14 protein-coding genes are annotated in these 15,347 nt (G+C 74.6%); 7 read left to right on the top strand and 7 right to left on the bottom strand.

Annotated features, from left to right (window positions below):
- The first annotated feature begins 109 nt into the window (after positions 1 to 109).
- Entirely contained in the window at positions 110 to 784 is a 675-nt protein-coding gene (locus tag ACW0Q9_RS21380; protein ID WP_456183989.1) for a response regulator, read from the top strand.
- Between the two features lie 6 nt (positions 785 to 790).
- On the opposite strand, the gene ACW0Q9_RS21385 is transcribed toward ACW0Q9_RS21380, so the two are convergent.
- The 5 genes from ACW0Q9_RS21385 to ACW0Q9_RS21405 form a co-directional block, all read right to left on the bottom strand.
- Positions 791 to 2,479 carry a putative bifunctional diguanylate cyclase/phosphodiesterase gene (locus ACW0Q9_RS21385; protein WP_456184013.1) on the bottom strand — a complete coding sequence of 563 codons (1,689 nt, stop codon included), beginning with the start codon at positions 2,477 to 2,479 and terminating at the stop codon, positions 791 to 793.
- An 88-nt stretch (positions 2,480 to 2,567) separates the two neighbouring features.
- Positions 2,568 to 3,380, bottom strand: coding sequence for an SAM-dependent methyltransferase (locus ACW0Q9_RS21390; RefSeq protein WP_456183991.1), 813 nt, complete (start codon positions 3,378 to 3,380; stop codon positions 2,568 to 2,570).
- Between the two features lie 209 nt (positions 3,381 to 3,589).
- Positions 3,590 to 4,258 carry a response regulator transcription factor gene (locus ACW0Q9_RS21395; protein ID WP_007072219.1) on the bottom strand — a complete coding sequence of 223 codons (669 nt, stop codon included), beginning with the start codon at positions 4,256 to 4,258 and terminating at the stop codon, positions 3,590 to 3,592.
- Between the two features lie 7 nt (positions 4,259 to 4,265).
- Positions 4,266 to 5,957 (bottom strand): GAF domain-containing sensor histidine kinase, encoded by a 1,692-nt coding sequence (locus ACW0Q9_RS21400; RefSeq protein WP_456183993.1) that lies wholly within the window; start codon positions 5,955 to 5,957, stop codon positions 4,266 to 4,268.
- 14 nt (positions 5,958 to 5,971) lie between these two features.
- Positions 5,972 to 7,777, bottom strand: a complete 1,806-nt coding sequence (locus tag ACW0Q9_RS21405; RefSeq protein ID WP_456183995.1) for an AMP-dependent synthetase/ligase — start codon at positions 7,775 to 7,777, stop codon at positions 5,972 to 5,974.
- A 190-nt stretch (positions 7,778 to 7,967) separates the two neighbouring features.
- Here ACW0Q9_RS21405 and ACW0Q9_RS21410 point away from each other — a divergent pair, with 190 nt between their 5' ends.
- The 6 genes from ACW0Q9_RS21410 to ACW0Q9_RS21435 all read left to right on the top strand — a co-directional run bounded on the left by ACW0Q9_RS21410 (position 7,968) and on the right by ACW0Q9_RS21435 (position 13,177).
- Positions 7,968 to 8,423 carry an SRPBCC family protein gene (locus ACW0Q9_RS21410; RefSeq protein ID WP_456183997.1) on the top strand — a complete coding sequence of 152 codons (456 nt, stop codon included), beginning with the start codon at positions 7,968 to 7,970 and terminating at the stop codon, positions 8,421 to 8,423.
- 41 nt (positions 8,424 to 8,464) lie between these two features.
- A complete protein-coding gene (locus ACW0Q9_RS21415) occupies positions 8,465 to 9,124 on the top strand; it encodes a hypothetical protein (protein WP_456183999.1) in 660 nt (219 codons plus the stop codon).
- 63 nt (positions 9,125 to 9,187) lie between these two features.
- Positions 9,188 to 10,144, top strand: a complete 957-nt coding sequence (locus ACW0Q9_RS21420; RefSeq protein WP_456184001.1) for an ROK family glucokinase — start codon at positions 9,188 to 9,190, stop codon at positions 10,142 to 10,144.
- A gap of 1 nt (position 10,145) precedes the next feature.
- A complete protein-coding gene (locus tag ACW0Q9_RS21425) occupies positions 10,146 to 10,847 on the top strand; it encodes an endonuclease/exonuclease/phosphatase family protein (RefSeq protein WP_456184003.1) in 702 nt (233 codons plus the stop codon).
- Positions 10,848 to 10,952: 105 nt separating this feature from the next.
- The gene (locus ACW0Q9_RS21430) at positions 10,953 to 12,356 is read left to right on the top strand and encodes a flavin-containing monooxygenase (RefSeq protein WP_456184005.1); all 1,404 of its coding nucleotides are present in this window, start codon (positions 10,953 to 10,955) and stop codon (positions 12,354 to 12,356) included.
- Complete coding sequence (locus ACW0Q9_RS21435; protein ID WP_456184007.1) at positions 12,353 to 13,177, top strand: alpha/beta hydrolase; 825 nt, start codon at positions 12,353 to 12,355, stop codon at positions 13,175 to 13,177. Before ACW0Q9_RS21430 ends, ACW0Q9_RS21435 begins: the two co-directional genes overlap by 4 nt.
- Before the next feature lie 9 nt (positions 13,178 to 13,186).
- Here the strand turns inward: ACW0Q9_RS21435 and ACW0Q9_RS21440 are convergent, their stop codons facing one another.
- Complete coding sequence (locus ACW0Q9_RS21440) at positions 13,187 to 14,605, bottom strand: alpha,alpha-trehalose-phosphate synthase (UDP-forming) (protein WP_456184009.1); 1,419 nt, start codon at positions 14,603 to 14,605, stop codon at positions 13,187 to 13,189.
- Between the two features lie 174 nt (positions 14,606 to 14,779).
- A partial coding sequence (locus tag ACW0Q9_RS21445; protein ID WP_456184011.1) for a DUF308 domain-containing protein occupies positions 14,780 to 15,347 on the bottom strand: 568 nt, incomplete at its 5' end.

A 15,347-nucleotide genomic window follows, 5' to 3' on the forward strand; every position in this document is an offset into this window, starting at 1 on the left:
GGCGGGGGGGGGGGCGGGCGGGGATCGGGCGTCGGCTGGCCGCGTTCGATGGGACGATGGTGGTGACCAGTCCGGCCGGTGGGCCCACCGTCATCACCATGGAGCTGCCGTGCGAGTTGTCATCGCCGAGGATCTCGCCCTCCTCCGGGACGGGCTGACCCGCATCCTGGAGGCGTTCGGCTGCCGGGTGGTCGCGGCCGTCGACAACGGACCCTCGGTGCTGCCCGCGCTGGTCGAGCACCGCCCGGACGTCGCGGTGCTCGACGTCCGGCTGCCACCCACCTTCACCGACGAGGGGTTGCAGGCCGCCATCCGGGCCCGCGCCGAGATCCCCGGGCTGCCGGTCCTCGTGCTGTCCCAGCACGTCGAGCAGCTCTACGCCCGGGAGCTGCTCTCCGACCGGCTCGGCGGGGTCGGCTACCTGCTCAAGGACCGGGTGTCCCACGTGGACCAGTTCGTCGACGCGGTGCGCCGGGTGGCCGCCGGCGGCACCGTGATGGACCCGGAGGTGGTCGCCCAGCTGCTGGCCAGCCGGTCCGGGGCGGGGCCGCTGGACGAGCTGACCCCCCGGGAGCGGGAGGTGCTCGGCCTGATGGCCGAGGGGCGGTCCAACGCGGCGGTCGCGGCCCGGCTCTTCGTCACCGAGAAGGCGGTCAACAAGCACATCAACAACATCTTCAGCAAGCTGCGGATGCCGCCGTCGACGGACGACAACCGGCGGGTGCTGGCCGTGCTGGCCTACCTGCACGGCGAGGACGGCCGCCGGCCGCGGACGCCGGCCTGACCCGCCTCAGGAGGCGGTGTCGGTCAGGGCGGGGGAGCGGTCCAGGTGCGGCCCCGCCGGCCCCGGGCGGCCGAAGTGCCAGCCCTGCCCGGCGTCGCAGCCGATCGCGCGCAGCCGGTCCGCCTGGTCGGCCGTCTCCACCCCCTCGGCCGTGACGGTCAGGCCGAGGGCGTGCGCCAGGGACACCAGCGAGGCGAGGATCCGCTCGTCGGTGCGGCTGCCCGGGTCGTCGGCCGGGGCGCGCAGCCGGGCCACGAACTCGCCGGCCACCTTCAGCTCGCTCACCGGCAGGTCCCGCAGGTACGCCAGGTTGCAGTAGCCGGTGCCGAAGTCGTCGATGGCCACCCGGACGCCCAGGTCGGCCAGCACCCGAAGGGCGCGGACCGGCTCCGCCACCGTGCTCATCATGGTGCTCTCGGTGATCTCCAGTTGCAGCCGCTCCGCGGGCAGGCCGGTGCGTCCCAGCACGCCCCGCACCTCCTGCACGAGCCCGGGGCGGTGCAGCTGGCGGACGGCCAGGTTGACACTGACGAACGGCGCGCCGGCCGCCCCCGCGGCCCAGGTGCCCGCCTCGCGGCACGCCTCGGCGAGCACCCAGCTGCCGAGCCGGACGATCAGGCCGGTCTCCTCGGCGAGCGGGATGAAGCTGTCCGGGCGCAGCACGCCCAGCTCCGGGTGGCGCCACCGGACCAGCGCCTCCATGCCGACCACGCGGCCGTCGCCCAGCCCCGTCAGCGGCTGGTAGTCGAGGTAGAACTCGCCCCGGTCCAGCGCGGCGGGGATCGCCGCGGAGAGGGCGTACCGGGCCAGCTCCCGGCGGTTGCGGTCGGCGTCGAAGAGCGACCAGCGGGCACCGCCGGCCGCCTTGGCCCAGTGCAGGGTGCTGTCCGCCGCGCGCATCAGCTCCATCGGCGAGGTGCCGGCCACCTGCCGCTCCACGATGCCGATGCTGGCCGACACGGTCAGCTCGTGCCCGTCGACCAGCGCCGGCTCGCTCACCGCAGCGAGGGCCGTCTCGGCCACCTTGACCACGTCCTCGGTGCAGCCGGCGCGCTCGACCAGGATGACGAACTCGTCGCCGCCCAGCCGGGCCACCAGGTGCTCACCGAGCGCCCGGCGCAGCCGCCGCGCCACCGCGACCAGCAGCGAGTCGCCGACCTGGTGGCCGAGGGAGTCGTTGACCACCTTGAACCGGTCCAGGTCGAGGAAGCAGACGCCGATCCGGTCGGCGCCCCGCCCGGGCGCGGTGATCGCGGCGCTGAGCCGCTCGGTGAACAGGGTGCGGTTGGGCAGGCCGGTCAGCGGGTCGTGGGTGGCCTGGTGCCGGAACCGGGCCTCGCTCTTCCGCAGCGCCCGCTCGGCCTGCGCCCGGGCCACCATGGCGGCCCGGCGGATGGCCTCCTGCTCGTCCAGCGTGCGGTCGCGCAGCGCGCGGGCGTACCCGGTGGCGACGGTGGCGAGCAGCCGGGCCATCCGGTCCTCGACGTCGTCGACGGCCAGGTCGAGATCCCGCACCAGGCGGAGCTGGATCACCTCGATGGTGCGGCCGAGCCCCTCCGCGGAGGCGATGTGCGACTGCACCAGCTCGGCGCCGACCTGCTGGCCGATCCGGAGGTCGAACGGGTCGGCCCGGAGCGCCAGCGCCAGCCGCTCGGTGAGCCGCTGGAGCAGCGCCTCCAACTGGGCCTGGGTCATCGGCAGGTAGCTGGTCCCGGAGACCGCCTTGGCCCAGGCCCGGGCGAAGGCGCCGGGGCGGGCGCGGGTGGTGGCGAGGGCCCCGTCGTCATCCACCGAGCCGCCCGACGCCGCCCATGAAGACCGCCTGCGCGGCGTTCTCCGCCTGCTCGGGGGCGTCCGGCCGCCACTCCGGGACCCAGACCACACCCGGGTCGACCAGGTCGAAGCCGGCGAAGAGCGCGGCCAGCTCGGCCCGGCTGCGGATGAAGAGCTGGTTGTCGGTGCGCCGGTAGACCCGCTCGGCCTCGGCCCGCTCGCCGGTGCCGGCCCGACCGTCGTCGCTCGCCTGCGACATCACCAGGTAGCTGCCGGGGGCCAGCGCCGCGCGCAGGGTCCGCAGGATCTCCTCCGGGCGGTCCGCGTCCGGGACGAAGTGCAGCACCGCCACGACCATCACGGCGACCGGCTGGGAGAAGTCCAGCAGCCGGCGCACGTCGGGGTGGCGCAGGATCGCCTCCGGCCGGCGCAGGTCCTCCTGGACCACCGCGGCCCGGTCGTTGCCGGCCAGGATCTCCTGGCTGTGCGCCACCGCGACCGGGTCGACGTCGACGTAGACGACCCGGGACTCCGGGTCGATCCGCTGGGCGATCTCGTGCACGTTGCCCACCGTCGGGATGCCGGAGCCGATGTCCAGGAACTGGCGCACCCCGGCGTCGACCAGGAACTGCACCGCCCGGCGCAGGAAGGCCCGGTTGGCCTGGGCCATCAGCGGGGCCTCCGGCACCGCCTCCACCATGGCCCGCGCGGCGGCCCGGTCGGCCGCGAAGTTGTGCGAGCCACCGAGGTAGTAGTCGTACATGCGGGCGACGCTGGGGCGCTCGATGTCGATGGTCTCGGGTGCCCAGTCCGGCCGCTGCATGCGCTTGCCCCTTTGTGTCGGCGGCGCGCGGGGGTCACCGCCGCGCGGATCACCCGGGTATTCTGCCCGCCCGCCGTCGCGGTGCAAAGACCGCCGTCGCTACGCGTCCGGCCCTTCACCGTACGCGGTCACGGCTGCCCGGAATGCCGGAGAGGCCCGCGTCCGGCGTGCGGACGGGGCCTCTCCGGCGTCGAACTGGCGGTACGCCGTCAGAACTTCGGGGCGTCCGGGGCCTCCAGCAGCCCCAGCCGCAGCGCGGTCATCAGCGCCTGGGCGCGGTTGGCGGCGCCGAGCTTCTCGTAGAGCTTCGAGATGTGCGTCTTGGCGGTCGACTCGCTGACGAACAGCTGCTTGGCGATGCCCGCGACGCTCATGCCGTCGGCCAGCAGCCGCAGCACCTGGCCCTCACGGGGGGAGAGCTGCGGGCCGGACGGGGCCAGCCGGCGCTTCATCGCCTCGGCCAGGTCGGCCGCGGTGAACGCGCTGGGGGAGGAGGCGGCGTGCCGGGCCGCGGCCACCACCTCGTCGGCCGGGGCGGTCTTCGGCACGAACGCGCTCGCCCCCGCCTCCAGGGCGCCGAAGAGCTGGTCGTCGCCGGCGTACATGGTGAGCACCACGATGCCCATCGACGCGCTCGACTTGCGCAGGGCGCGGGTCGCCTCGAGGCCGCTGCCGTCGGGCAGCCGCAGGTCCATGATCACTACGTCCGGCTGGAGCGCGCCGGCCTGGCGCACGCCCTCCGCGGCCGTGGCGGCCTCGCCCACGACCTCGAACTGCCGGTCCCGCTCGAAGGCGTGCCGCAGACCCTTGCGGATCAGGTCGTGATCGTCGACAAGGAGCACCTTGGTCCGGGTGGCCGGTGTCGGGCTGGTGGTCATCCTCGGGTTACTCCCCTTCTGCTGCTGCGCTGCCGCGCACCTTATCGCGCCGGGGCGAGGAGCCGAGTACCACCGCCACGGTCGTGCCGCTGGGTTGCCGCGGCCTGATCTCCAACCGGCCCCGGATACGTTCCGCCCTCTCGGCCATGATCGCAAGACCGTAGTGCCCGTCGGGGCGCTGGTCACCGATGCCGTGACCGTCATCCGACACTTCGATCTGGGCGTACGGGGGGTCCACCTCGCACGTGACCCACAGATTCGCGGCCCCGGCGTGCTTGCGCGCGTTGGTCACCGCCTCCTGCGCGATGCGCAGCAGTTCGGCCTCGGTGGCGGCGGGCAGCCGGGCGGTGGACTCGTCCAGGGACAGGTGCACCCGGAGGCCGCCGGAGGCGCCGACGGTGCGGGCGTACTCGGCGATGGCGGCGGCCAGGCCGCCGTGCCGGTCCACCTCGCTGCGCAGCTCGAACAGGCTGAGCCGCAGCTCGGTGATCACCCGGGTGACCTCCTGGCGCAGCGTGCGCAGCGAGTCGGCGGTCTCCTCGGCGTCGTCGTGCACGGTGGCCAGGGCGTTGTCGATGCCGTACCCGACCATCACCAGCTCCTGGGCGACCCCGTCGTGGATCTCCCGGGCCAGCCGCTGCCGCTCCTCGTTGGTCGCCAGCGAACGCACCTCGTCGAAGAGCAGCGCGGCCTCCAGGCGCAGCGCCGCGGGGCCGGTCAGCGCGGTCACCCGGGACACCACCGGCGGCGGGTACGCGTGCGCGGTGTCCGCCTCGACGACCACCAGGCCGACCGTGCGCACCCCGGCGACCAGCGGCACGATCAGTGCCGAGACCTCGCCGGAGGCCCGGGAGCGGGCCTGCGAGCGGGCCGAGGTGGTGGGCTGCTGGCTGGCCCAGGCGTCCGCGATCGCCGAGTCCGCGTCGAGCGTGGTCTCCCAGTCCACCCGGTCCGCGCCGATCTGGGCGAGCACCACCAGCCGGCCGCCGCCGCTGGCCGACAGCACCGCCCCCCGGTCGGTCTTCGCCACCACCCGCAGCTCCTCCAGCAGGTGCTCGGAGATGCCGCCCGGGTCCAGGGTGGCGCCGGGAAGCTGGCGGGCCACCGTGCGCAGCTGGGTGAGGAGCCGGGTGGCCTCGGCGTACGGCTGGGGCTTGCCCTCACCGCGGACCCGCATCACCCGCTGGAGCGTGCCGGCCGTGTAGAGGCCGAGGCCGGCCAGGATCAGCCACTGCGCGCAGACCGCCAGGTAGCCGAGCTGGCCGAGCTGCGGCTCGCCGCCGACCTCGGTGAAGGCCGCGCTGACCAGCAGGGTGGCCGCCGTCACCACGAGCAGCGCGGCGCCCTCGCGGAACCGGCGGCGCAGCGCGGTCACGGTGACCGGCACCGCGAGGTACGGCAGCACCGCCGAGGCGCCCAGCCCGCCGGTGACCCCGGTGAGGTGGGTGTCGGCGGCGACCTGGCTGGCGGCCAGCCCGAGGACCACCACCTCGGCGAAGCGGCTGATCGGGGCGAGCAGCCGGTGCTGCGGGGCCAGCACGGCGGGCAGCCCGGCGACGCCGAGCAGGGCGATCCACCACAGCTGGGCGGCGTCGCGGGTGGCGAACAGGGTCAGGGCGGCGACCAGCGCGAGGAGAACCACGCGCGCCGCGGCCGCGAGGGACTGCGTCTGCGGCTGGCTGGGTGTCGAGGCGGGCACGTGACGGATGGTAGTCAGCCCCGGTAGATATCGGCGATCTCCGCCGCGTACGTCTTGTGCACGACCTGCCGCTTGACCTTGAGCGAGGGGGTCAGCTCGCCGGTCGCCTCGGTGAAGTCCTGCGGCAGGATCCGGAACACCTTGATCGCCTCGGCCTTGGAGACCGACTGGTTGGCCTGGTCGATCGCGGCCTGCACCTCACCGCGCAGCGCCTCGTCCCCGCGCAGCTCGGCAACGGTGGTGTCCTCGGGGCGACCGTGCGCGGCCAGCCACTTCGGCAGCGCCTCCTCGTCGATGGTGACCAGTGCGGCGATGAACGGCTGCCGGTCGCCGACCACCAGGCACTGGCTGATCAGCGGGTGCGCCCGGACCTGGTCCTCGAGCACCGCCGGGGCGACGTTCTTGCCGCCGGCGGTCACGATGATCTCCTTCTTCCGGCCGGTGATGGAGAGGTAGCCGTCCTCGTCGAGCCGGCCCAGGTCGCCGGTGCGGAACCAGCCGTCGGCGCTCAGCGCCTCGGCGGTGGCCGTCTCGTTGTGCCAGTAGCCCCGGAAGATGATCTCCCCGGCGATCAGGACCTCGCCGTCGTCGTCGATCCGGATGGTGACGCCGGGCAGCGGCCGGCCGACGGTGCCGATCCGGGTGTGCCCGGGCAGGTTCGCGGCGGCGGCCGGCGCGGTCTCGGTGAGGCCGTAGCCCTCGCAGATGGTCACCCCGATGCCGCGGAAGAAGTGCCCGAGCCGGGCACCGAGCGGGGCGCCGCCGGAGATCGCGTCCCGGCACCGGCCGCCCATGGCCGCCCGCAGCTTGCCGTAGACCAGCTTGTCGAAGACCGCGTGCTGGGCGCGCAGGCCCAGGCCCGGCCCGTCGGGGGTCTCCAGTGCCTCGCTGTACGCGATGGCCACCTTCTCGGCCCGGTCGAAGATCCGGCCCTTGCCGTCGGCCTCGGCCTTCTGCCGCGCGCCGTTGTAGACCTTCTCGAAGACCCGGGGCACGGAGAGCACGAAGGTCGGCTTGAACTCCTGGAGCTCGCCGACCAGGTTCTTGGTGTCCGAGCAGTGCGCCATGGTGGCCCGGGCGTGCACCACGCCGACCTGGATGAGCCGGGCGAAGGCGTGCGCCAGCGGCAGGAAGAGCAGGGTGGTGGCACCCTCGCGGAACAGGTTCGGCAGCACCGGCACGGCGTTGGCGATGTCGGCGTAGATGTTGCGGTGGGTCAGCACGCAGCCCTTGGGGCGGCCGGTGGTGCCGCTGGTGTAGATGATGGTGGCGACGTCGTCGGCCTTCAGCGTCGAGCGGCGCACCTCGACCTCGGCCGGGTCGACCGACGCGCCGGCGGCGACCAGCTCGTCCACCGCGCCCAGCTCAATCTGCCAGACCTCGCGCAGCTCGGGCAGCCGGTCGCGGACCCCGGCGACCAGGGTGGCGTGCGCGGTGCTCTCCACCACCACGGCGACCGCGCCGGAGTCGGCGAGGATCCAGGCCGCCTGCTCCGCGCTGGAGGTCTCGTAGATCGGCACGGTGACCGCGCCGGCCGCCCAGATCGCGTAGTCGACAAGGGTCCACTCGTAGCGGGTGCGGCTCATCAGCCCCACCCGGTCACCGGGGGAGACACCGGCCGCGACCAGCCCGCGGGCCACCGCGACGACCTCGTCGCGGAACTGCCGGCAGGTCACGTCGAGCCAGGCGCCGCCCGTGCCCTCGGCGCGCCGCACGAACTGCACGGCGTCGGGGGCGACCTCGGCGTTGTCCCAGACCGGGTCGGTCAGGTTGGCCGCGTCGCCGACGGTGACGATCGGCGGAACGGAGAACTCGCGCACCTGCACTCCCTCGTGCTCGCACTGGCGGCCGGCCGGGTCCGGCTCTGTCGAAACCTACCCGGCCGCTCCGGGGGAGGAGGTGGGGAGGTTGCCCGCCCGGCTGGTGGGACACGACCCCCTCGTCCGGCGCGCCGCGACGGGCGGGGGTGGAGCGGCACACGGCGGCCCGCCGCCGGGTAGCCTCCCCCCCATGGCGGACTCCTCCACCCAGTCGATCGTCGTCGGCGCGTCACCGGACCGGGTGGCGGCGGTCATCTGCGACTTCCCCCGCTATCCCGAGTGGGCCGAGGCGGTGCGGCGGGCCGAGGTGATCGAGGAGTACGAGGACGGCTACGCCAGCCAGGTCCGGTTCACCATCGACGCGGGCGTGATGGCCGACGAGTACGTGCTGGCCTACGAGTACGCCGAGGACATCTCCCGGATCGAGTGGCACCTGGTGGCGCCCTCGAAGATGCAGAAGTCCCAGCGCGGGTCGTACGACCTGGTCGGCAATCCGGACGGAACGACCACGGTGACCTACACCCTCGAGGTGGAGCTCTCCGTGGGGATGCTCGGCATGTTTCGCCGCAAGGCCGAGAAAATGATCATGGATGCGGCGTTGAAGCAGCTCAAGCGCCGGGTAGAAGCATCCGGTGCGGCCCACTGACCCGACCGTCGTCCCGGTTGTCACGCTGGAGGAGCCGACCCATGGGCACCACTGATCCGGGTTCGGCCCGGGAAGAGGCCGAGCGCCTCGTCGCCACGCTGCTGGCCACCGCGAAGCTGGCCGCCGCCACCCCGGGCGCCGGCCCCTGGGGTCCGCTCGGTGGGATCCTGTCGGGTGTCCTCGGTCACACCCCGGGCCGCGCCGGCGCCGGCGACGGGGCGGCCGCCCCCTCCGGCGGTGCCGCGGGTTTCGCGACCGGATCGCCGGAATGCTGCGTCTGCCCGGTCTGTCGGGGTATCGCGGCGTTGCGCGACCCGAGTCCCGAATTCGCCGAGCGGCTCGCCACCGGCGCGGGCGACCTGGCGGCCGGGGTGGCCAGCATGCTGCGCGCGTTCGTCCCGGCCGAGCCGACCGGGCCGGGCGACCCGGCCGGAGCCGGCGGGTCCGGCGGAACCGCGGCCGGGGACCACGTGTGGCGCGAGGCGACCCGTACCGGGCATGATTCTCAGCCGGCACCCGAGCAGGACGTGTGGTCCGCCGCCACCCGGGGGGAGGGCGCGGCCGATCCGGGTGCCGCGCCCGCCGATGCCGCCGGGCCGGACGTGCCGGCGCCGAGCCGGCCGCCGGCCGGCCGTCCCGTGGTGCCCGCCTCGCGGGCGTCCGGCGAGGTGGGCGAGGACGCACCAGGCGACGGGGCCTGACCACCGGACATCCCGGGATCACACGGCCGGTTCGGCCGCGGCCGGGCAGCACAGCAGAGGGGAGTGGCAGCGGTGACGCTGACCATCGGAGTCGACGTCGGTGGCACGAAGGTGGCCGGCGGTGTCGTGGACGACACCGGCAAGGTTCTCGTGCAGGCCCGACGGGACACCCCCGCCGACGACGTCGCCAAGACCCGCGACGTCATCATCGAGCTGGTCACCGAGCTGGCCACCGGCCAGACCGTCGACGCGGTCGGCATCGGCGCGGCCGGCTGGATCGACGCCTCCCGCTCCACCGTGCTCTTCGCCCCCAACCTGGCCTGGCGGGACGAGCCGCTGCGCGACTACGTCAGCAACGCCACCGGCCTGCCGGTGATCGTGGAGAACGACGCGAACGTCGCGGCCTGGGCGGAGTTCCGCTACGGCGCGGCCCGGCACGCCGACGACTCGATGGTCATGTTCACCATCGGCACCGGCGTGGGCGGCGGCATCGTGCTCGGCGGCGAGCTGGTCCGCGGGGCCAACGGCATCGCGGCCGAGCTGGGCCACATGCTCACGGTGCCGGACGGCCACCAGTGCGGCTGCGGCCGGCTGGGCTGCATCGAGCAGTACGCCAGCGGCAGCGCCCTGGTCCGCTTCGCCCGCGCCGCGGCCCGCCAGGAGCCCCACCGGGCCACCGCCCTGCTGGACCTGGCCGGCGGCGAGGCCGAGGGGATCACCGGCCCGATGGTCACCGCCGCCGCCAAGGGCGGCGACCCCGTCTCCACCGAGGCGTTCGCCCAGGTCGGCCGCTGGCTCGGCACCAGCCTCGCGGACATGGCGCAGATCCTCGACCCGCAGGTGCTGGTGGTCGGCGGTGGCGTGATCGACGCCGGCGACCTGCTGCTCGGCCCGACCCGCCGGTCGTTCACCGACGCCCTGGCCCAGCGCAGCCGCCTGCCCGTCGCCGAGGTACGCCCGGCCGAGCTGGGCAACACCGCCGGTGTCATCGGCGCCGCCGACCTGGCCCGGCGGATCTGACGTGCCGCCAGCAGGCGTGCCGCTGCGGGTGGTCTCGTACAACATCCACAGCCAGCGGGACGACACCGCGGCGCTGGCCGAGGTGGTCCGCACGGCCGCGCCGGACGTGGTGATCGTCCAGGAGGGGCCGCGGCGGTTCCGGTGGCGGCAGAAGTGCGCCACGCTGGCCGACTCCTTCGGGCTGGTCGTCGCGGCCGGCGGTCTGCCGTCACTCGGCAACGTGCTGCTGACCAGCCTGCGGGTCCGGGTGACGGCGACCCGCTGCCAGCGCTACCCGCTGACCCCGGGGCGGCACCTGCGCGGCGCCGCGTACGCCGAGTGCCTCGTGGGTGGCACCCGGTTCCTGCTGGCCGGCTCCCACCTCTCCACCGACCCGGCGGAGCGGCCCGCCCAGGCGGCCGCGTTCAAGCGGGAACTGGCCGCCGCGACGCTGCCCGTGGTGGCCGGCGCGGACCTGAACGAGGGGCCGGACGGGCCGGCGTGGCGGACCGTCGCGGACGGGCTGACCGACGCGGCGGTCGCGATGGACCGGGCCGACCGGCACACCTACTCCTGCGCGAACCCCCGCCGGCGCATCGACGCCCTCTTCGTGGACCCGCGCGTCGAGGTCGTCGACTACGACGTGGTGGACACGCCGCGGACGCGGCAGGCCAGTGACCACTTCCCGGTCCTGGTCGACCTGCTGCTGCCCGCCGGCGACTGAGCCCCGCCCGTCCTCCGCCGATCCGTGGGGGCTGGACAACGGCGGGCATTGTCGGCAGGATTTCGCACCGACCCGGCACTCGTGCCGCACAAAAGGAGATTCCCGGTGTCCTCCTCCACCGACCTCGGCCGCCCCGACCCGGACCCGACGGTCGCCCCGAGCCGGGACGGCCGCCCGGTCTCCGACCGGGGCGACACCGTCTGCGTCATCGGCGCCGGGGCCAGCGGCCTGACCGCCGTGAAGAACCTCCGCGAGGCCGGCTTCGGGGTGGACTGCTACGAGCGGGAGACCGGCGTCGGCGGGGCGTGGAACTGGCGGCACGACCGCAGCCCGGTGTACGCCAGCACGCACCTCATCTCGTCCCGGCCGTTCACCCAGTTCCCCGACTTCCCGATGCCGGACGACTGGCCGGACTACCCGCACCACGCCCAGCTGCTGTCCTACTTCGAGCGCTACGCCGACCACTTCGACCTGCGCCAGCACGTCTGGTTCGGCACCGAGGTCGTCCGGGTGGAGCCGGTCGAGGGGGACCGCTGGGACGTCACCACCCGCAGCACCGGCGGCTACGGCCCGGAGCGCACCTCCCGCTACGCGGCCGTGGTGCTGGCCAACGGGCACAACTGGTCGCCGAAGCTGCCCCGCTACGAGGGGCTGGAGGAGTTCCGCGGCGAGGTCATGCACGCCTCGTCCTACAAGGACCCGGCCCAGCTGCGCGGCAAGCGGGTGCTGGTGGTCGGTGCGGGCAACACCGGCTGCGACATCGCGGTCGAGGCGGCCCAGCAGGCGTCCCGCTGCTGGCACTCCACCCGCCGCGGCTACTGGTACGCCCCGAAGTACGTCTTCGGCCGCCCCGCCGACCAGGTCAACGACACGATGCTCGCGCTGCGGGTGCCGCAGCGGGTACGGCAGTGGCTCTACCACTGGACGCTGCGGCTGACCGTCGGCGACCTGACCCGCTTCGGCCTGCCCCGGCCCGACCACCGGGTCTACGAGACCCATCCGATCGCCAACAGCCAGCTCGTCTACTACGTCGGCCACGGGGAGATCACCCCGGTGCCCGACGTCACCCGGTTCGGTGACCGCACCGTCGAGCTGGCCGACGGTCGCGAGATCGACCCCGAGCTGGTCGTCTTCGCCACCGGCTACCTGCCGCGCTTCGAGTTCCTCGAGGGGAAGGTGCTCGGCGACGCGGACGGCTCGGGCCGCCCCCGGCTCTGGCTCAACGCGTTCGCCGCCGGCCACCCCACCCTGGCCGTGGTCGGCCTGGTGCAGCCGGACTCCGGCATCTTCCCCATCTCGCACTGGCAGAGCGTGCTCTTCGCCCGGCTGCTCACGCTGCGCACCACCCGCCCGGACCGGGCCGCCGCGTTCGGCCGCAAGGTCGCCGCCGGCCTCGGCGAGCGGTACTCGGGGAAGGTCAAGGACAGCACCCGGCACTGGTTCGAGGTCGGGCACGCCGACTACCTGCGCGCGCTCCAGCGCGCCCTGCACGACCTGGAGGGCAAGTGAGCGCGGAGCGGGTGCGGGTGGTCCGGGGCTGGGAGTGGGCCCGTCCGGAGCGGCCGGCCCGCCGCGAGGTGGTCGCCGCGGTGCCCGAGCAGGACCAGGCCAGGCCGCCGCTGCTCTTCGTGCCCGGGTTCGGGCACGGGGCGTGGGCGTTCGCCGAGCACTGGCTGGGGCACGCCGCCGGTCGCGGCTTCCCGGCGTACGCGCTGAGCCTGCGCGGGCACGGCGGCAGCGAGCCGGCGCCGGGGGCGACGCTGCGGTCGTACGCCCATGACGTGGTCCAGGCGGCGGCGGGCCTGCCGCGGCAGGCGGTGCTGGTGGGCCACGGCGCCGGCGCCCGGGTGGTCGCGCACGCCCTGGCCCGCTACCCGGCCCGGGCGGCGGTGCTGGTGGCGCCGGTGCTCGGCGGCTGGGGCACCTTCGGCACCGCGCTGCGCCGCAACCCCGCCGGCACGGTGCCCGCGGTGTTCGGCGCCGGCCTGCGCCTGAACCGCCGCCAGCTGTTCAGCCGGGAACTGCCCGACGCCGAGGCCCGCCGCCACGTCTCCCGGCTGGGCCGGGCCGGCCGCCGGGCACAGTGGCAGCTGCTCACCGGGCGGCAGCCGGAGCCGCCGGTGGGCCGCCCGCCGGTGCTGGTGCTGGGCAGCCCCGACGACCGGGTGGTGCCGCCGGCCGCGCTGACCCGGGCGGCCCGCCGCTACGCCTCGGCCCCGCTGCTCTTCCCCGGCATGGGGCACGACCTCATGCTCGACGCGCGCTGGCAGGAGCCGCTCGACGCGATCCTCGACTGGCTGGAGAAGGACCCCGCGCCCGCCCGCGGGTGAGCGCCGACGTCAGCCGCTCGTGGTGCGCCGGCCGAGCGGCGACGTGGTCTCCTCCAGCGCACTCAGGTAGGACCCCGCCCAGGCGTGGATGTCGTTGCGGCCCAGGTGCTCCCGCATCGTGCGCATCCGGGCCGCGACGTCCTCCGGCGCGGCCCGTAGCGCCGCCAGCAGCGCGGCCTTGAGCCCGTCCAGGTCGTGCGGGTTGACCAGGTACGCCTGCGCCAGCTCGGCGGCCGCTCCGGCGAACTCGCTGAGCAGCAGCGCGCCGGTGCCGTCGACCCGGGCGGCCACGTACTCCTTGGCCACCAGGTTCATCCCGTCCCGCAGGGGGGTCACCGCCATCACGTCGGCGACCCGGTAGAGGGCGACCAGCTCGGTGCGGTCGAAGGGCCGGCTGAGGTAGTGGATCGCCGGCTCGCCGACCCGGCCGAACTCGCCGTTGATCCGGCCGACCTGGTGCTCCACCCGGTCGCGCAGGATCTGGTACTGGGCCACCCGGTCCCGGGTTGGCACCACCACCTGGACCAGCACGGTGTCCCGGACCTTGACGTCCCCGCTGGCCAGCAGCTCGTGGTAGGCCTTGAGCCGCTGCTCGATGCCCTTGGTGTAGTCCATCCGGTCGACGCTGAGGATGACGCGGTCCGGGTCGCCGAGGTCCTGACGCAGCCGCCGGGCGCGGTCGGCGACGTCGGGCCGGGCGGCGAGCGCGGCCATCTCGGCGGTGTCGATGGAGACCGGGAAGGCGCCGATCCGGACCACCCGGTCGCCGACGCCGATCCGCCGGTCGGTGGCGGGCAGGTCGAGCACCTTCGTCACGAGCTGGGCGAAGTTGTGCGCGGCCTGGGCCCGCTGGAAGCCGATCAGGTCGGCGCCGAGCATCCCGCGCAGCAGCTCGGCGCGGCGGGGGAGCTGCATGAACAGCTCCGGCGGCGGGAACGGCACGTGGAGGAAGAAGCCGATCCGCAGGTCGGGGCGGAGGTCGCGGAGCAGCCCCGGCACCAGTTGGAGGTGGTAGTCCTGCACCCAGACCAGCCCGCCGGGCTCGGCCACCTCGGCGGCGGCCTCGGCGAACCGCTGGTTGACCCGCTGGTACGCCTCCCACCAGCGCCGGTGGTACTCGGGCTGCTCGACGGCGTCGTGGTAGAGCGGCCAGAGGGTGGCGTTGGCGAAACCCTCGTAGTGGTCGCGGAAGTCCTCGTCGCTGAGCGGGACCGCGCGCATCCGGACCCCGTCCACGTCGGGCAGGTGCGGCGCCGGGCCGGTGCCGCCCGCCCAGCCCACCCAGGTCGCCGGGGTGTGCCGGAGCAGGGGGTGCAGGGCGCTCACCAGGCCGCCGGGGCTGCGGCGCCACTCGAAGGCGCCGTCCGGCGCCACACTGTCGTCGATGGGGAGGCGGTTGGCCACCACCACGAGGGGGCTCTGTCGCATCTCGGGTATTCCGATCAGCAGGGGACCGACCACCGGAGGAAGGGCACAACCCGGACAGCCGGTGCGGGATGTGACGTACAGCGGTATTCCTACTGACCGTAAGTTACACCCCTGTTACACCGCTGCCCCGCCCGCGCGGTGTCCCGCCATCCGGGCCCGGGCTCGGGGCGGGGGTCAGACGACCGCGCCGTCGTCCGGGTCGTGCTCGTCGGAGTCGCCGGGACGCAGCCGCCAGATCAGCATGACGAAGCCGGCCAGGATGCCGGTGAAGCCGAACAGGGTCACCACCGACGGGTCGACCGCCGACAGCACGGTGGGCGACAGGAAGAGCAGGAACCCGAGCACGATGCAGAGCACGCCCACCACGGCGTACTTCGAGAAGCGCGGCAGCGGTGGCGGCGGTGGCGGGGTGAAGTGCTCCTCGTCCTCGTCGCCGGGCAGGTCGGCGCCGAAGGTGTCCAGGCCGTCCAGGAGCGAGGGCTCGTCCTGCCCCCGGCTCACCGAGATGCCGGAAACGTCCGCCGCGTAGGGCAGCCGCCGGACGTCGGTGGCGGTCGGGCCGGCGGTCTCCTCGGCCCGGCCCGGGGCGCCGCCGCCCGGCGTGGTCGGGTCGACCGGGTCGTCGACGTCCTCCGCGGCCGGCCAGGGGTGGCTGCCGGCACTCGGCGCGGTGTGGAAACCGGCGACGATCTTCGCCCACTCGGCCTCGATGTCCGGCTCGTCGTCGCGGGCCGGCTCGCGG

The organism is Micromonospora sp. I033, assembly GCF_053890995.1.

Bases quoted from the DNA above. Each gene is read 5' to 3' on its own strand.
- ACW0Q9_RS21385 (WP_456184013.1), bottom strand. From the start codon at position 2,479: ATGACCCAGGCCCAGTTGGAGGCGCTGCTCCAGCGGCTCACCGAGCGG.
- ACW0Q9_RS21390 (WP_456183991.1), bottom strand. From the start codon at position 3,380: ATGCAGCGGCCGGACTGGGCACCCGAGACCATCGACATCGAGCGCCCC.
- ACW0Q9_RS21395 (WP_007072219.1), bottom strand. From the start codon at position 4,258: ATGACCACCAGCCCGACACCGGCCACCCGGACCAAGGTGCTCCTTGTC.
- ACW0Q9_RS21410 (WP_456183997.1), top strand. From the start codon at position 7,968: ATGGCGGACTCCTCCACCCAGTCGATCGTCGTCGGCGCGTCACCGGAC.
- ACW0Q9_RS21415 (WP_456183999.1), top strand. From the start codon at position 8,465: ATGGGCACCACTGATCCGGGTTCGGCCCGGGAAGAGGCCGAGCGCCTC.
- ACW0Q9_RS21440 (WP_456184009.1), bottom strand. From the start codon at position 14,605: ATGCGACAGAGCCCCCTCGTGGTGGTGGCCAACCGCCTCCCCATCGAC.